At 70.7% G+C, this 16,070-nt stretch carries 10 protein-coding genes; 6 read left to right on the top strand and 4 right to left on the bottom strand.

The window, feature by feature from the left end; all coding sequences use genetic code 11:
• Positions 1 to 16: 16 nt before the first annotated feature.
• Both ACIRC0_RS22045 and ACIRC0_RS22050 read right to left on the bottom strand, forming a co-directional pair.
• Positions 17 to 1,219 (bottom strand): winged helix-turn-helix domain-containing protein, encoded by a 1,203-nt coding sequence (locus ACIRC0_RS22045; protein ID WP_403617977.1) that lies wholly within the window; start codon positions 1,217 to 1,219, stop codon positions 17 to 19.
• 56 nt (positions 1,220 to 1,275) lie between these two features.
• Positions 1,276 to 1,854 (bottom strand): GNAT family N-acetyltransferase, encoded by a 579-nt coding sequence (locus tag ACIRC0_RS22050; protein ID WP_403617979.1) that lies wholly within the window; start codon positions 1,852 to 1,854, stop codon positions 1,276 to 1,278.
• A 318-nt stretch (positions 1,855 to 2,172) separates the two neighbouring features.
• On the opposite strand from ACIRC0_RS22050, the gene secA reads away from it, so the two are divergent.
• Positions 2,173 to 4,983: a preprotein translocase subunit SecA gene (gene secA, locus ACIRC0_RS22055; protein ID WP_403617982.1), complete on the top strand. Its 2,811-nt coding sequence runs from the start codon at positions 2,173 to 2,175 to the stop codon at positions 4,981 to 4,983.
• Between the two features lie 72 nt (positions 4,984 to 5,055).
• On the opposite strand, the gene ACIRC0_RS22060 is transcribed toward secA, so the two are convergent.
• Positions 5,056 to 5,730: an Rv3235 family protein gene (locus ACIRC0_RS22060; protein ID WP_403617985.1), complete on the bottom strand. Its 675-nt coding sequence runs from the start codon at positions 5,728 to 5,730 to the stop codon at positions 5,056 to 5,058.
• Between the two features lie 286 nt (positions 5,731 to 6,016).
• On the opposite strand from ACIRC0_RS22060, the gene ACIRC0_RS22065 reads away from it, so the two are divergent.
• Positions 6,017 to 6,532, top strand: coding sequence for a DUF6912 family protein (locus tag ACIRC0_RS22065; protein WP_403619043.1), 516 nt, complete (start codon positions 6,017 to 6,019; stop codon positions 6,530 to 6,532).
• Positions 6,533 to 6,601: 69 nt separating this feature from the next.
• Complete coding sequence (locus ACIRC0_RS22070; RefSeq protein WP_403617987.1) at positions 6,602 to 7,267, top strand: HAD family hydrolase; 666 nt, start codon at positions 6,602 to 6,604, stop codon at positions 7,265 to 7,267.
• A 93-nt stretch (positions 7,268 to 7,360) separates the two neighbouring features.
• Here ACIRC0_RS22070 and ACIRC0_RS22075 read toward each other — a convergent pair whose 3' ends face one another.
• On the bottom strand, positions 7,361 to 7,927 hold the full coding sequence (locus ACIRC0_RS22075; protein WP_200417727.1) for a DJ-1/PfpI family protein: 567 nt from the start codon (positions 7,925 to 7,927) through the stop codon (positions 7,361 to 7,363).
• A 624-nt stretch (positions 7,928 to 8,551) separates the two neighbouring features.
• Here ACIRC0_RS22075 and ACIRC0_RS22080 point away from each other — a divergent pair.
• The 3 genes from ACIRC0_RS22080 to ACIRC0_RS22090 all read left to right on the top strand — a co-directional run bounded on the left by ACIRC0_RS22080 (position 8,552) and on the right by ACIRC0_RS22090 (position 15,800).
• Positions 8,552 to 13,492 carry an NAD-glutamate dehydrogenase gene (locus ACIRC0_RS22080; protein WP_403617991.1) on the top strand — a complete coding sequence of 1,647 codons (4,941 nt, stop codon included), beginning with the start codon at positions 8,552 to 8,554 and terminating at the stop codon, positions 13,490 to 13,492.
• A 227-nt stretch (positions 13,493 to 13,719) separates the two neighbouring features.
• Complete coding sequence (locus tag ACIRC0_RS22085; protein WP_403617994.1) at positions 13,720 to 14,232, top strand: GtrA family protein; 513 nt, start codon at positions 13,720 to 13,722, stop codon at positions 14,230 to 14,232.
• Entirely contained in the window at positions 14,229 to 15,800 is a 1,572-nt protein-coding gene (locus ACIRC0_RS22090) for a hypothetical protein (protein WP_403617997.1), read from the top strand. The genes ACIRC0_RS22085 and ACIRC0_RS22090 overlap by 4 nt, the downstream gene beginning before the upstream one ends.
• The last annotated feature ends 270 nt before the right edge of the window (positions 15,801 to 16,070 follow it).

Here is a 16,070-nt window from a genome sequence, read left to right on the forward strand (position 1 = left end):
CCGGACAACCCAGGGATCAGCCCAGGGCACGGGTCAGCTCCCGGACGAGCGGCTCGCGCAGTTCCGGGGCGTCCACCCGCTCCACGCGGACGTCGGTGCAGTCCACCCAGCTCGCCGCCTCCAGCAGCGCCTGGGCCACCGACGGGACCGCCTTCGCACCGTCCAGCGTGACCTGCCGGGCGACCAGCGTGCGGCCCTCGCGCGCGGGGTCCACCCGGCCGACCAGCCGGCCGCCGGCGAGGACCGGCATCGCGAAGTAGCCGTACACCCGCTTCTGCTTGGGGACGTACGCCTCCAGGCGGTGGGTGAAGCCGAAGATCCGCTCCGTGCGCGCCCGCTCCCAGATCAGCGAGTCGAACGGCGACAGCAGTGTCGTACGGTGGCGTCCGCGCGGCGGGGTCCGCAGCGCCTCCGGATCCGCCCAGGCGGGCTTGCCCCAGCCCTCGACCGTCACCGGGACCAGGCCCGAGTCCGCGATCACGGAATCGACCTGCTCGCCCTTGAGACGGTGGTAGTCCGCGATGTCCGCCCGCGTGCCGACGCCCAGGGAGCGGCCGGCCAGGGAGACGAGGCGGCGCAGGCACTCGGTGTCGTCCAGCTCGTCGTGCAGCAGGGCCTCGGGGACGGCGCGCTCGGCCAGGTCGTACACCCGCTTCCAGCCGCGGCGCTCGACGCACACCACCTCCCCGTACATCAGCGCGCGCTCCACCGCGACCTTCGTGCCGGACCAGTCCCACCACTCGCTGGTCTTCTTCGCGCCGCCCAGATCCGTGGCCGTCAAGGGGCCCTCGGTGTGCAGTTGCTTGATGACCTGGTCGTAGGCACCGTCCGGCAGGGTGTGGCTCCAGTGCGGGCGGGAGCGGTAGGCGCGGCGGCGGAAGGCGAAGTGGGGCCACTCCTCGATGGGCAGGACACAGGCGGCGTGCGACCAGTACTCGAACGCGTGCGGGCCGGCCGAGGACCGGCCGTCGGACGAACGCGTCCAGTACGCCGAGTCGACCGCCTTGCGGCCTATGGCTCCGAGGCGGGCGTACGGAATGAGTTCGTGCGAGCGGGCCAGGACCGAGATGGTGTCGAGCTGGACGGCGCCGAGCCGGCGCAGCAGGCCACGCACGCCGGCCCTGCGGTCGGGAGCACCGAGGAAGCCCTGTGCCCGCAGGGCGATACGGCGGGCTTCGTCGGCGGTCAGTTCGATGGTGGGGCGGGGAAGACTCGGCATGGTCACACCGTAGGGGGCGGCACTGACAACGCGGGAGGAGCTGCGAGAGCCCGCGCCTACGGTGCCGGTGCGGGCGCCGGCAGATACGCCGCCGTCGACGGCAGGCCCAGGTCCGAGGGCAGCAGGGAGCCGACCCAGCAGTCCCGGCGCACCCCCTTGTTGTTGATCGCGGACCGCAGCACCCCCTCGATGGTGAAGCCCGCGCGCTCCGCGACCGCCCGCGAGCCCGCGTTGCCGACCTCGGCGCGCCACTCCACGCGGTCGACCGACAGGTGGGTGAACGCCCAGTGCGCAGCGCGGAGCGTGGCCTCCGTGATGTAGCCGTTGCCCCGGTGCTCCTTCGTCGCCCAGAAGCCGACCTCGGCGACGCCCAGCGAGCGCATCGTCAGGCCGAGCATGCCCGCCAGCTCCCCGGAGGGAAGGAAGACGCCGAACGTGAACATGGAGGCGTCCCTCCAGCCGTCCGGCGCGATCTGCTCGACGAACAGCTCCGCGTGTTCGCGCAGATACGGCGACGGGATCGTGGTCCAGCGCTGGATGTCGGGGTCCTGGGCTGCCGCGTACACCGCGTCGGTGTCCTGCGGGCCCACGGTGCGCAGCAGGAGGCGTTCGGTGGTCAGGGTGACGGGGTCCATCGCTTGATTCTGCTAGGGCCCCCGCCCGGTCGCCATGATTTTCCGTGTCATGCCGGGCCGCGGTCGCCGCCGGTGCCGGTCCGCGGCGCCCCTGTCCGCACCCGCCACGCCGTCGTCCGCGCCTGCCTCGTCACCTCGTGACTGCCCGGTTACTTTTCGTGGCACGGACGCGGCACCTTCCGCCACGCCCGTCCGTTGTCCTAGTGGCTGTCGGTGGCAGACCTCCCGGCGCGGCGGGGTCCTCGCTTACGATGGCCGTTGCTCAAGCTGTCATTTAACCGACCGTCCCAGGCCCGACCGGCAAGGAGACAAACCCCCGTGTCCGTCCTCTCGAAGATCATGCGTGCAGGCGAAGGCAAGATCCTGCGCAAGCTGCACCGCATCGCGGACCAGGTCAACTCCATCGAAGAGGACTTCGTCGACCTCTCCGACGCCGAGCTGCGGGCCCTCACCGATGAGTACAAGCAGCGGTACGCCGACGGCGAGAGCCTCGACGACCTGCTGCCCGAGGCCTTCGCCACCGTGCGCGAGGCCGCCAAGCGCGTCCTCGGCCAGCGGCACTACGACGTGCAGATGATGGGCGGCGCCGCCCTGCACATGGGCTATGTGGCCGAGATGAAGACCGGTGAGGGCAAGACCCTGGTCGGCACGCTCCCCGCATATCTGAACGCCATCTCCGGAGACGGCGTCCACATCGTCACGGTCAACGACTACCTGGCCGAGCGCGACTCGGAGATGATGGGCCGCGTCCACAGGTTCCTGGGCCTGTCCGTCGGCTGCATCCTCGCCAACATGACCCCGGCCGAGCGCCGCGAGCAGTACGCGTGCGACATCACCTACGGCACGAACAACGAGTTCGGCTTCGACTACCTCCGCGACAACATGGCGTGGTCGAAGGACGAGCTGGTCCAGCGCGGGCACAACTTCGCGATCGTCGACGAGGTGGACTCCATCCTGGTCGACGAGGCCCGTACGCCGCTGATCATCTCCGGCCCGGCCGACCAGGCCACCAAGTGGTACGGCGACTTCGCCAAGCTGGTCACGCGGCTGAAGAAGGGCGAGGCGGGCAACCCGCTCAAGGGCATCGAGGAGACCGGCGACTACGACGTCGACGAGAAGAAGCGCACGGTCGCCATCCACGAGTCCGGCGTCGCCAAGGTCGAGGACTGGCTGGGCATCGACAACCTCTACGAGTCGGTGAACACCCCGCTGGTGGGCTACCTGAACAACGCGATCAAGGCCAAGGAGCTCTTCAAGCGCGACAAGGACTACGTCGTCATCGACGGCGAGGTCATGATCGTCGACGAGCACACGGGCCGTATCCTCGCCGGCCGCCGCTACAACGAGGGCATGCACCAGGCGATCGAGGCGAAGGAAGGGGTGGACATCAAGGACGAGAACCAGACGCTCGCCACGATCACCCTGCAGAACTTCTTCCGCCTCTACAAGAAGCTCTCCGGCATGACCGGTACGGCGATGACCGAGGCCGCCGAGTTCCACCAGATCTACAAGCTCGGCGTGGTCCCGATCCCGACCAACAAGCCGATGATCCGCAAGGACCAGTCGGACCTGATCTACCGCACCGAGGTCGCCAAGTTCGAGGCGGTCGTCGACGACATCGCCGAGAAGCACGAGAAGGGCCAGCCGATCCTGGTCGGCACCACCTCGGTCGAGAAGTCCGAGTACCTCTCGCAGCAGCTCAGCAAGCGCGGCATCCAGCACGAGGTGCTGAACGCCAAGCACCACGAGCGCGAGGCGGCGATCGTCGCCCAGGCCGGCCGCAAGGGCGCCGTGACGGTCGCGACGAACATGGCCGGCCGCGGTACGGACATCAAGCTCGGCGGCAACCCCGAGGACCTCGCCGAGGCCGAGCTGCGCCAGCGCGGGCTCGACCCCGAGGAGCACATCGAGGAGTGGGCCGCGGCCCTGCCCGCCGCCCTGGAGAAGGCCGAGCAGGCGGTCAAGGCCGAGAAGGAGGAGGTCGAGGCCCTCGGCGGCCTCTACGTCCTCGGCACCGAGCGCCACGAGTCCCGCCGTATCGACAACCAGCTGCGCGGTCGTTCCGGCCGTCAGGGTGACCCGGGCGAGTCCCGGTTCTACCTCTCGCTGGGCGACGACCTGATGCGCCTGTTCAAGGCCCAGATGGTCGAGCGCGTGATGTCGATGGCGAACGTCCCGGACGACGTGCCGATCGAGAACAAGATGGTCACGCGCGCGATCGCGTCCGCCCAGTCCCAGGTCGAGCAGCAGAACTTCGAGACCCGGAAGAACGTCCTCAAGTACGACGAGGTCCTCAACCGGCAGCGCGAGGTCATCTACGGCGAGCGGCGCCGCGTCCTGGAGGGCGAGGATCTGCACGAGCAGATCCAGCACTTCATGGACGACACGATCGACGCGTACGTCGCCGCGGAGACCGAGGAGGGCTTCCCGGAGGACTGGGACCTGGACCGGCTGTGGGGTGCCTTCAAGCAGCTCTACCCGGTGAAGGTCACCATCGAGGAACTGGAGGAGGCGGCCGGCGACCGTGCCGGTCTGACCGCCGAGTTCATCGCCGAGTCCATCAAGGACGACATCCACGAGCAGTACGAGCAGCGTGAGGCCCAGCTCGGCTCCGAGATCATGCGTGAGCTGGAGCGCCGGGTCGTGCTGTCGGTCCTGGACCGCAAGTGGCGCGAGCACCTCTATGAGATGGACTACCTCCAGGAGGGCATCGGCCTGCGCGCCATGGCGCAGAAGGACCCGCTGGTCGAGTACCAGCGCGAGGGCTTCGACATGTTCCAGGCCATGATGGAGGGCATCAAGGAGGAGTCCGTCGGCTACCTGTTCAACCTGGAGGTCCAGGTCGAGCAGCAGGTCGAGGAGGTCCCCGTCGAGGACGCCCAGCCTTCCCTGGAGAAGGAGGAGGCCGTGGCGGCCCAGGCGGCCCGCCCGGAGATCCGCGCCAAGGGCCTGGAGGCCCCGCAGCGCCACGAGCGGCTGCACTTCTCCGCGCCGACCGTGGACGGTGAGGGCGGCATCGTCGAGGGCGACTTCTCCAGTGACGGTGAGCCGGTCCGCTCGGAGGCGGACGGCCTGACCCGTGCCGAGCGCCGCAAGCAGGCCAAGGGCGGGCGGCGCCGCAAGAAGTAGCGGGGCCGCAAGCAGTAGCGGCGTCGTGGGGGCCGGGCACCCGAGGGTGCCCGGCCCCTCCCTGTTCGTATGTCACACGCCGTCCCCGTGCGGCGTCCGCGGTCCCCCCAGCTCCACCGCCGTGCAGCGCCAGCGGTGGTCGCGGCCGCATTCCAGGCGGAACGCCATCGCGCGGAGCTGGTCGCCCGCGCCGATACGGGCGAAGGCCTCGATGGCGCCGGGGCGCGGGACGTAGTAGCCGATGTCGCGGACGACCGGGCGGGTGCCACGGGTGCGGAGCGGGCCGCGTTCGGCGAGCCGGGCCAGGTCGTCGTAGGCCCGGCCGACGGTGTGCCGGAGCATGCTGTGCACGGGCCGCTGACCGCTCAGCACGGACAGCAGGCGGTCGGCGAAGACGTCGGTGGGGCGGACGTGCGGCACGGGCCTGAGCGGCCCCTGGGCGGCCTGCCCGGGCGGCGATACGGCGGTCGCCGACGCGGCACTGCCCGATGCGGCACTCGCCGACGCCGCACCCGCCGACGTGGCCCCTGCCGACGCCGCCCCCGCCGACGTAGCCCCCGCCGACGTGGCCCCTGCCGGCGTGGTGGACGGCCGCTGGAGCGTCCTCGTCCGCGACGGGCCCTGGCCCGGTTCCGCGCGCCGCGGCGCGCCGCCCGGACGGCGCGTGTCGTGGCGGACCGGCGGGCGGGCGCCCGGGGCGGGCTTCGTCCTGGTCATCGCCTGGTTCCTGGTCATCACCTTGTGCATGGCGGATCCCCGTTTCGCGAGGCCGGTGAGTACCGGTCGGTAACTTCTTGGGGATCTTGTACGGGGCGGGCGACCGCCTCGCAACGAAACCGGGGGCCTGCCGGGCCGACGGGAGAGTTCACCTATCAGAGTGAGAGACGGGGCGAAGTCCCGGCGACGGCAAGGGTTCACAGGGTGAGTCGTGCCGGCCCCGGTTGACGCCCCCCAGGGGCGCGGGCGGGACCCGAAGGGGGACGCCCGCACGTATCCTGAGGTGACCCCTGACCGACTACGAAAGCGGCTCGCCATGCGCGTCTACGTCCCCCTGACCCTCTCCGGTCTCGCCGAGGCGTACAAGACGGGCGAGCTGGGCGCCGAACCGGTCGTCGCGTACGCCGTCACGCCCGCGCTGCGCGAGTGGTACCTCTCCGAGGACATCGAGGAACTGGAGTACGCGGCGCTGGGCCGGGCCGCGCTCGCCTCCCTGCGCCTGCTGGCGGCCGACCCGGGGACGGCCCGGCGGCGGGTCGTGGTCGCGGTCGACGTCCCGGACGGCGCGGCGACCACCGATCCCGACCGCGGGCTCGACCCGGCGGCGCTCGGCGAGGTGCGCGTCGCCGGCCCCGTGCCGCTGGCCAAGGCGGCCGCCGTGCACGTCGACGCGTCCGACGCGGAGCCGGACGTGACCGCGGCTGCGGAGGCGCTGGAGGCGGCCGACCGCGGGGACGACGACGCGCAGTTCGTCGTGGACGGCGCCGAGGACCACGAACTGCTCTGGTACGCCACGCAGGAGATCCCGAACCTGCTCGGCTCCACGGACTGACCCAGGCGTTCTCCCGGCCGCCGGGGCGCGCACCGGTGATTGTCAGCGCCGCCGGGTACGTTTCATGGCATGGGGACGTACGGAAGCGCGCACATCGTGTGGGACTGGAACGGGACGCTGTTCCACGACAACGACGCGATCATCGGGGCGACGAACGCGGCGTTCGCCGAGCTGGGGCTGGAGCCGATCACGCTGGAGCAGTACCGGGCGCTGTACTGCGTGCCGGTCCCGAGGTTCTACGAGCGGCTGATGGGACGGCTGCCGACGGACACCGAGTGGCAGCTGATGGACGAGGTCTTCCATCGCCACTACGCGGAGCACCGAGTCCGCTGCCGGCTCACCGAGGGCGCGGTGGAGCTGCTCGCGGGGTGGCGGTCGGCGGGCCGCAGCCAGTCGCTGCTGAGCATGTACGGGCACGAGGAACTGGTCCCGATGGTCCGGTCGCTCGGGATCGAGGCGCACTTCGTACGGGTGCAGGGGCGCACCGGACCGTCCGGCGGCAGCAAGGCGGAGCACATGGTCCGCCACATACGGGCGCTCGACGGCGTGAATCCGGCGCGCACGGTGGTGATCGGGGACGCCGCCGACGACGCGGTCGCCGCCCGCCACGTCGGGGCACGGGCCGTGCTGTACACCGGGGGCTCCCACAGCCGCGCCAGCCTCGAGGAGGTCGGCGTGCCGGTGGTCGACACGCTTCAGGAGGCGGTCGAGGAGGCGGAGCGCCTGGCGGCCTGAGGAGGCCCGAGAGCTGGGCCGGAAGTGCCACCACGGGCCGCCCGTCGGCGGAAGGGTGCGGCGCCCGGCGGGCACCGCACCCGGGTGGCGGGCTCAGGTCACCGGCGCCTTGGCGCGCAGGACGGTCAGGAACTCCCGCATCCAGCCGGAGTGGTCGGGCCAGGCCCGGGACGAGACGAGCGTGCCGTCGACGACCGCCTCGACGTCCTGGAAGTCGGCACCGGCCGCCTGCATGTCCAGCTCCAGGGCCGGATAGGCGGTGACGCGTCGTCCGCGCAGGGCGTCCACCGCCGCGGTGAGCAGAGGGCCGTGGCAGATCTGGGCGACCGGCTTGTCCGTGTCGAAGAACGACTTGAGGATCTTGCGGAGTTCGGGGTCGTTGCGGAGGTACTCCGGGGCGCGTCCGCCCGGGATCACGACGGCGACGTAGTCCCCGGGGTCGACCTCGGAGAAGGCGAGGTCGGCGGGCCAGCTGTAGCCGGGTTTCTCGGTGTAGGTGTCGAAGCCGGGTTCGAAGTCATGGACGACGAAACGGAGCTGCTTGCGGGTCGGGGCCGCGATGTGGACCTCGTAGCCCTCCTCCCGCAGGCGCTGGTACGGGTAGAGGACCTCCAGTGATTCCGCCGCGTCGCCGGTGACAATCAGGATCTTCTGCGTCATGGTGGCCGCGCTCCCCTCGGTGGTGCGGACGGCTGCGTCGTGTTGCTTCTGGCAACGTGCCTCGGCCGCAGGCGCTTGCCAAGGGGCCGCGCACTGCCCGGCACTGCCTCCTGACGGCTCACACAGCCGGTACAGCCATGCTCGCACCGTGCGCCCTGCACGGCATCGCCCTCGGTGCCCCTGTGCAGAACGTCAAAGTTGGACCCCCTGTTTTGTACACATACGGCTCATGACGTGCCCCCCACGGGGAGCGATAGCCTTGTGGCGTGATCAGCGCGATAGCTCGCGGGGACGTCGCCGTCCCTGCCCTGCGCCCGGTGAGCACGGACCACCTCCGTGACCGGGCGGCGGTCGCTGGTCTTCACAGGCGGGGCCGGTCGGACAGGGCGCCGCAGGCGCCCGCCGGGGCAACCGGGGCGCCGGGGACGCGGAAGGCGCCGAGCGCGCCGGGAACAGCGTCACAGTCGCCGCGGGCGCCGGAAATGGCCGATAACCCCCCGCACTTCTCTCCATGCGGCATAGCGTCGAAGCAGACCGGACACCCCGCGTCGCGGCGTTACGTCGGAGAAGAGACCGTACTTCCTTCTACGTCACGCAACGGCGCGCGACAGGAGCCAGAGGACAATGCAGACCAAGCTGGACGAAGCCAAGGCCGAGCTGCTCGAGAGGGCCGCCCGGGTAGCTGAGAACAGCCCGGTCGGGGGGCACCTACCGACCGGGACGACGGACGAGGGCACCCCGGACCGGGAGACCGTGCTCGCGTTCCTCCAGCGCTACTACCTGCACACCGCCCCCGAAGACCTGACCGACCGCGACCCGGTGGACGTCTTCGGCGCCGCCTTCTCGCACTACCGGCTGGCCGAGACGCGCCCGCAGGGCACGGCGAACGTGCGCGTGCACACCCCCACCGTCGAGGAGAACGGCTGGACCTGCAGCCACTCCGTCGTCGAGGTCGTCACCGACGACATGCCGTTCCTCGTCGACTCCGTGACGAACGAGCTGTCCCGCCAGGGCCGCGGCATCCACGTCGTGATCCACCCGCAGTTCGTCGTCCGCCGCGACCTGACGGGCAAGCTCCTCGAGGTGCTGCCCGACGCCCCCGGGGCAGAGCTGCCGCACGACGCGCACGTCGAGTCCTGGATCCACGTCGAGATCGACCGCGAGACGGACCGCTCCGACCTCAAGCAGATCACCTCCGACCTGCTGCGCGTCCTGTCCGACGTCCGCGAGGCCGTCGAGGACTGGGAGAAGATGCGCGACTGCGCGCTGCGCATCGCCGAGGGGATCCAGAAGGAGCCGGTCCCCCAGGACCTTCCGCAGGCGCAGATCGAGGAGGCCGGCGAGCTGCTGCGCTGGCTGGCCGCCGACCACTTCACCTTCCTCGGCTACCGCGAGTACGAGCTGCGTGACGACGACACGCTGGCCGCGGTGCCCGGCACCGGGCTCGGCATACTGCGATCGGACCCCCACCACGCGGGCGAGGACCAGCACCCGGTCAGCCCGTCCTTCGAGCGGCTGCCCGCCGACGCCCGCGCCAAGGCCCGCGAGCACAAGCTGCTGGTCCTCACCAAGGCCAACAGCCGCGCCACCGTGCACCGGCCTTCGTACCTCGACTACGTCGGCGTGAAGAAGTTCGACGAGAACGGCAACGTCGTCGGAGAGCGCCGCTTCCTCGGCCTGTTCTCGTCCGCCGCCTACACCGAGTCCGTGCTGCGTGTGCCGGTCGTCCGGCGCAAGGTCGACGAGGTCCTCACGGGTGCCGGCTTCTCGCCCAACAGCCACGACGGCCGGGACCTGCTCCAGATCATGGAGACCTACCCGCGCGACGAGCTGTTCCAGACCCCGGCCGACGAGCTGCGCTCCATCGTCACCTCGGTCCTCTACCTCCAGGAGCGCCGCCGCCTCAGGCTCTACCTGCGCCAGGACGAGTACGGGCGCTACTACTCGGCCCTCGTCTACCTGCCGCGCGACCGCTACACCACGGGCGTCCGGCTGCGCATCATCGACATCCTGAAGGAGGAGCTGGGCGGCACCAGCGTCGACTTCACCGCCTGGAACACCGAGTCGATCCTGTCCCGGCTGCACTTCGTGGTCCGGGTCCCGCAGGGCACCGAGCTGCCGGAGCTGTCCGACGCCGACAAGGAGCGCATCGAGGCCCGGCTGGTGGAGGCCGCCCGCTCCTGGACCGACGCCTTCAGCGAGGCGCTGACCGCCGAGCTCGGCGAGGAGCGCGCCGCGGAGCTCCAGCGCCGCTACACGAACGCCTTCCCCGAGGGCTACAAGGCCGACCACACCCCGCGCGCCGCGGTCGCCGACCTCGTCCACCTCGAACAGCTCACCGACGAGGAGGGGGGTAAGGACTTCGCCCTCAGCCTGTACGAGCCCGTGGGCACCGGCCCCGGCGAGCGCCGCTTCAAGATCTACCGCAAGGGCGGGTCCGTCTCCCTGTCCGCCGTGCTGCCGGTGCTGCAGCGGATCGGCGTCGAGGTCATCGACGAGCGGCCGTACGAGCTGCGCTGCCAGGACCGTACGACCGCGTGGATCTACGACTTCGGTCTCCGGCTGCCCAAGGAGGTGGCCGGCAACGGCGACTACCTGGGCGACGACGGCCGCGAGCGCTTCCAGGACGCGTTCGCCGCGGTATGGACCGGGCAGGCGGAGAACGACGGGTTCAACGCGCTCGTCCTGAGCGCCGGCCTCACCTGGCGGCAGGCCATGGTGCTGCGCGCCTACGCCAAGTACCTGCGCCAGGCCGGTTCGACCTTCAGCCAGGACTACATGGAGGACACCCTCCGCAACAACGTCCACACCACCCGGCTGCTGGTCTCCCTCTTCGAGGCACGGATGTCGCCGGAGCGGCAGCGGGCCGGCCTCGAGCTGACCGACGCCCTGCTGGAGGAGCTGGACGCCGCGCTCGACCAGGTCGCCTCGCTCGACGAGGACCGCATCCTGCGCTCCTTCCTCACCGTCATCAAGGCGACGCTGCGCACCAACTTCTTCCAGGAGGCGCATGGCGGCAAGCCGCACGACTACGTCTCCATGAAGTTCGACCCGCAGGCCATCCCGGACCTGCCGGCGCCGCGTCCGGCCTACGAGATCTGGGTGTACTCGCCGCGCGTCGAGGGCGTGCACCTGCGCTTCGGCAAGGTCGCGCGCGGTGGTCTGCGCTGGTCCGACCGGCGCGAGGACTTCCGCACCGAGATCCTCGGCCTGGTCAAGGCGCAGATGGTGAAGAACACCGTCATTGTGCCGGTCGGCGCCAAGGGCGGGTTCGTCGCCAAGCAGCTGCCGGACCCGGCCAAGGACCGTGACGCCTGGCTCGCGGAGGGCATCCGCAGCTACCGCACGTTCATCTCGGCGCTGCTCGACATCACCGACAACATGGTGGCCGGCGAGGTCGTGCCGCCGGTGGACGTCGTACGCCACGACGGCGACGACACCTACCTGGTGGTCGCGGCCGACAAGGGCACCGCGACGTTCTCGGACATCGCCAACGAGGTCGCCGAGAAGTACAACTTCTGGCTCGGCGACGCCTTCGCCTCCGGCGGCTCGGCGGGCTACGACCACAAGAAGATGGGCATCACCGCCCGGGGCGCCTGGGAGTCCGTGAAGCGGCACTTCCGGGAGCTCGACCTGGACACCCAGTCCGAGGACTTCACAGTCGTCGGCATCGGCGACATGTCCGGAGACGTGTTCGGCAACGGCATGCTGCTGAGCGAGCACATCCGTCTGGTCGCGGCCTTCGACCACCGGCACATCTTCATCGACCCGAACCCGGACGCGGCGACCTCCTACGCCGAGCGCCGCCGCCTGTTCGAGCTGCCGCGCTCGTCCTGGGCGGACTACAACACCGAGCTGCTGTCGGCAGGCGGCGGTGTGTTCCCGCGCACGGCCAAGGCGATTCAGGTCAACGCGCACATCCGTGAGGCGCTGGGCATCGAGGGCAAGGTCACCAAGATGACCCCGGCCGACCTGATGCGGGCGATCCTCAAGGCACCGGTCGACCTGCTGTGGAACGGCGGCATCGGCACCTACGTCAAGGCCTCCACGGAGTCGAACGCGGACGTCGGCGACAAGGCCAACGACGCGATCCGCGTGGACGGCAAGGACCTGCGCGTCAAGGTCGTCGGCGAGGGCGGCAACCTGGGCCTGACCCAGCTCGGCCGGATCGAGTTCGCCCAGCACGGCGGCAAGATCAACACCGACGCGATCGACAACAGCGCGGGCGTGGACACCTCCGACCACGAGGTGAACATCAAGATCCTGCTCAACTCGGTCGTGGCCAACGGCGACCTCACCGTCAAGCAGCGCAACCAGCTGCTCGCCGAGATGACCGACGAGGTCGGCGCCCTGGTGCTGCGCAACAACTACGCGCAGAACGTGGCGATCGCCAACGCCCTGTTCCAGTCGAAGGACATGCTGCACGCGCAGCAGCGGTTCATCCGCTACCTGGTGCGCGAGGGCCACCTCGACCGGGCGCTGGAGTTCCTGCCCACCGACCGGCAGATCCGCGAGCGCCTCACCGCCGGAGCGGGCCTGACCGGTCCGGAGACGGCCGTCCTGCTGGCGTACACGAAGATCACGGTCGCCCGGGAGCTGCTGGACACGCCGCTGCCCGACGACCCGTACCTGCGCAGCCTGCTGCACGCGTACTTCCCGACCGCGCTGCGCGAGAGGTTCTTCGAGCAGATCGACAACCACGCGCTGCGCCGCGAGATCGTGACGACCGTCCTGGTCAACGACACGGTCAACACGGGCGGTACGACCTACCTGCACCGTCTGCGCGAGGAGACCGGCGCCTCGCTGGAGGAGATCGTCCGGGCGCAGACCGCGGCCCGCGCGATCTTCCGCTCCGCTCCCGTGTGGGACGCGGTGGAGGCCCTGGACAACCAGGTCGACGCCACCGTGCAGACCCGCATCCGGCTGCACTCCCGCCGGCTGGTCGAGCGTGGCACGCGCTGGCTGCTCAACAACCGGCCGCAGCCGCTGCAGCTCACCGAGACCGTCGCGTTCTTCGCCGAGCGCGTCGAGCAGGTCTGGAGCGAACTGCCGAAGCTCGTGCGCGGTGCGGACCTGGAGTGGTGGCAGAAGATCTACGACGAGCTGACGGGCGCGGGCGTCCCGGACGAACTCGCCACGCGCGTGGCCGGGTTCTCCTCCGCCTTCCCGGCACTCGACATCGTCTCGGTGGCCGACCGCATGGGCAAGGACCCGATGGACGTCGCCGAGGTCTACTACGACCTCGCCGACCGGCTCAAGATCACCCAGCTCATGGACCGCATCATCGAACTGCCGCGCGCCGACCGGTGGCAGTCGATGGCCCGCGCCGCGATCCGCGAGGACCTGTACGCGGCCCACGCGGCTCTGACGGCGGAGGTCCTGGCGGCCGGCAACGGCACGTCGACGCCGGAGCAGCGCTTCAAGGCGTGGGAGGAGAAGAACGCGGCGATCCTGTCGCGGGCGCGTACGACGCTCGACGAGATCGCGAACTCGGACTCGTTCGACCTCGCGAACCTCTCGGTGGCGATGCGCACGATGCGGACCCTGCTGAGGACGCACAGCTAGGGTCTTTCGTCAGGGCCGGTACGACGATGGGGGCGCCCCTCGGTGAGAGGGGCGCCCCCATGTGCCATCCCCGGATCATGCCCGCGGTCGCTCATCGGCTAACGTAGTCTGACGCTTTCTTGCCAAGGCCTAGGGGATTCCAACCCTCCGTTTTACTCGTCCCTGTTAGACGGGACGTTCGGAACAGGTTTGGCGTGATCGTCGGACGAGTTGGAGGACCCCTACCCGTGTCTGTGAACCTCACCGAGCGGCGGCCACAGGTCGCTCGCCCGGTAGCCGAGGCCGTTCGTCCCGCCCCCGTCCCGGCGCTTTCCCGGGTCCGGCGGCTGGCGGTCGAGGTGATCAAGTTCGGGGTCGTCGGCGGCAGCGGTGTCGCGGTCAACATCCTCGTCTTCAACGCCCTGCTGCACGGTCTGGCATGGGCCCCGATGACGGCGACCGTGCTCGCCAGCGTCATCGCCATGGGCACCAACTACCTCGGCTTCCGCTTCTTCGCCTACCGCGACCGGGCCTCGCGCACCCGGCAGCAGATCGTGCTGTTCTTCGTCTTCAGCGGGGTCGGCGTGGTGATGGAGAGCGTCCTGTTCTACCTCGGCTACCACGGCCTCGGCATGAACGGGCCGATCGGCTCCAACGTGGCGAAGGCGCTGTCGATCGTGCTGGCGTCGGCGTTCCGCTTCCTGGTGTACCGGACGTGGGTGTTCCAGCACGGGACCAAGCAGGGCGCCGGAGCGCGATGAGCATCGCAGCGGAGGGGACCGGAGGGACCGAGGAGGCTCGCGGCCGGTCCGGCGGGAAGCGGCTCGGGCGGCCCTGGCGCCCGCTCGCGGCCGTGAGGACGCCCCACGGCGCGGTCGGCGCGGCGCTGTGGGCGGTGGTGGCACTGCTCGTGGTGCTGATGCTGCTCGTCATCGTGCGGCTGCCGTGGGTCGGCGACCTCGGCATGCACGCGGCGACGGTGGAACGGCTGCGGCACCGGCTGCTGGACCCCGGCAACCCACTGGTCGACGAGAACACGCCGAGCCCGTACTACTCGCCGTGGATGCTCTTCCTCGGCGTCGTGGCCCGGGTGACCGGGCTGTCCGTCTGGGTGGTCCTGCGCATCGGTGCGCTGATCAGCCTGACGCTGCTGGTGACGGGCGTGTGGCGGTACGTCCGCACGCTGAGCCCGCACCGCCTCGCGCCGCCGCTCGCCCTGCTGTGCGTGGTGTTCCTGTGGGGCACGCAGGTGTTCAACTGGAGCGGCTTCATCGGGCTGAACTCGCTGGCGCTGACGGTGGCGTATCCGAGCGTGTTCGCCCTGGGGCTGGCCTTCCACTTCTGGGCGCTACTTGCGCGGACGCTGAAGAGCGAGGGCGGCTGGGTGGCGTTCCTCGGCCTCGGTGCGCTGTGGGCGGTGATCCTGCTCAGCCACCAGTTCACCGGGGTGGTCGCGACGCTGGGCGCGCTGGCGACGGTGGTCGGGGGGCGGGCCGGACTCAGGACGTGGCTGCGCCTCGGCGCCGGGCTGGCGCTGGGCGCCGTGATCCTCGCGCTCTGGCCGTACTACGACTTCTTCGCACTGTTCGGGGTGGGCGGCCTGGAGGAGATCCACCGCCCGCTGTACGAGCAGCTGTTCCCGCGGTTCTGCCTGGTGCTGCTCGGGGTGGTGGCGCTCGGGGTACGGGCGCGGCGGGACCGTCTGGACCCCCTGGTCCTGTTCTTCGTTCTGGGCGCGCTGCTGTTCGGCCTGGGCGGCCTGACGGGCCACTACTCCTGGGGCCGGGCGCTGCCGGCGGTGCTGATCCCGGCGCAGCTCGCGGCGGCCGTCGAGGTGGCCGGGGCGGCGCGGGGCGCACTGCGGAACGTGGCGGCCGTGGTGCTGGCCGCGGCGCTGGCCGTGGGGGCCTGGACGCAGATCCAGACGGTCGGGTACGTGACGGGGCGGAACGCGCTGCCCGAGGTGGTCGCGGAGAAGTACCGGGATCCGTGGGTGGGGTACCACTGGATCACGCCCTGGGTGCGGTACGGGGACGTGGTGATGGCCAAGACGAACCCCGCGCGGCAGATCCCGGCGTACGGGGCGTACACGGTGGCGCCCGGCTATCCGGACTTCTTCCTGCCGGACGAGGCGCGGAGGGACGCGGCGGTACGGACGTACTTCGCGGCCGGGTCCTCGCGGACCGAGCGGCTGGGGGTGCTGCGGAAGTACGGGGTGCGGTGGGTTGTCCAGCGCCGCTCGGACGGGGGGCTGCCGGCGGGTGACGCCGCCTTGCGGCGGGTGGCTTCCGGACCCCGGGGGCAGGTCCTGTACGAGGTGGTCCGCTAGGGGGTTTCTCGCCCCCGCCGCCCCTACCCGTCCCACCTCCAGGGGCTCCGCCCCTTCGACCCCGCTGGGGCTGCGCCTCAGACCCCTTTTCCGGGGGCCGACCCCCGGACCCCCGCTCCTCAAACGCCGGAGGGGCTGATATTCCCCCGGTCGGCATCATTCAGCCCGTCTGGGGGTCCCCACTGCTCGAAGAGCCTGGGGGGTTTGAGGACGAGGCCGTCAGGCCGACAGCGGGGGGCTGGGGGCGCAGCCCCCGGGGACGGGACGGGA

It is taken from the genome of Streptomyces sp. NPDC093984 (genome assembly GCF_044764595.1).
GTDB lineage: Bacteria > Actinomycetota > Actinomycetes > Streptomycetales > Streptomycetaceae > Streptomyces > Streptomyces cynarae.

What these genes read in the sequence shown, in the direction of transcription:
- ACIRC0_RS22045 (WP_403617977.1), bottom strand. Translation starts at nt 1,219, where the DNA reads ATGCCGAGTCTTCCCCGCCCCACCATCGAACTGACCGCCGACGAAGCC.
- ACIRC0_RS22050 (WP_403617979.1), bottom strand. Translation starts at nt 1,854, where the DNA reads ATGGACCCCGTCACCCTGACCACCGAACGCCTCCTGCTGCGCACCGTG.
- ACIRC0_RS22060 (WP_403617985.1), bottom strand. Translation starts at nt 5,730, where the DNA reads ATGCACAAGGTGATGACCAGGAACCAGGCGATGACCAGGACGAAGCCC.
- ACIRC0_RS22065 (WP_403619043.1), top strand. Translation starts at nt 6,017, where the DNA reads ATGCGCGTCTACGTCCCCCTGACCCTCTCCGGTCTCGCCGAGGCGTAC.
- ACIRC0_RS22070 (WP_403617987.1), top strand. Translation starts at nt 6,602, where the DNA reads ATGGGGACGTACGGAAGCGCGCACATCGTGTGGGACTGGAACGGGACG.
- ACIRC0_RS22075 (WP_200417727.1), bottom strand. Translation starts at nt 7,927, where the DNA reads ATGACGCAGAAGATCCTGATTGTCACCGGCGACGCGGCGGAATCACTG.
- ACIRC0_RS22080 (WP_403617991.1), top strand. Translation starts at nt 8,552, where the DNA reads ATGCAGACCAAGCTGGACGAAGCCAAGGCCGAGCTGCTCGAGAGGGCC.
- ACIRC0_RS22090 (WP_403617997.1), top strand. Translation starts at nt 14,229, where the DNA reads ATGAGCATCGCAGCGGAGGGGACCGGAGGGACCGAGGAGGCTCGCGGC.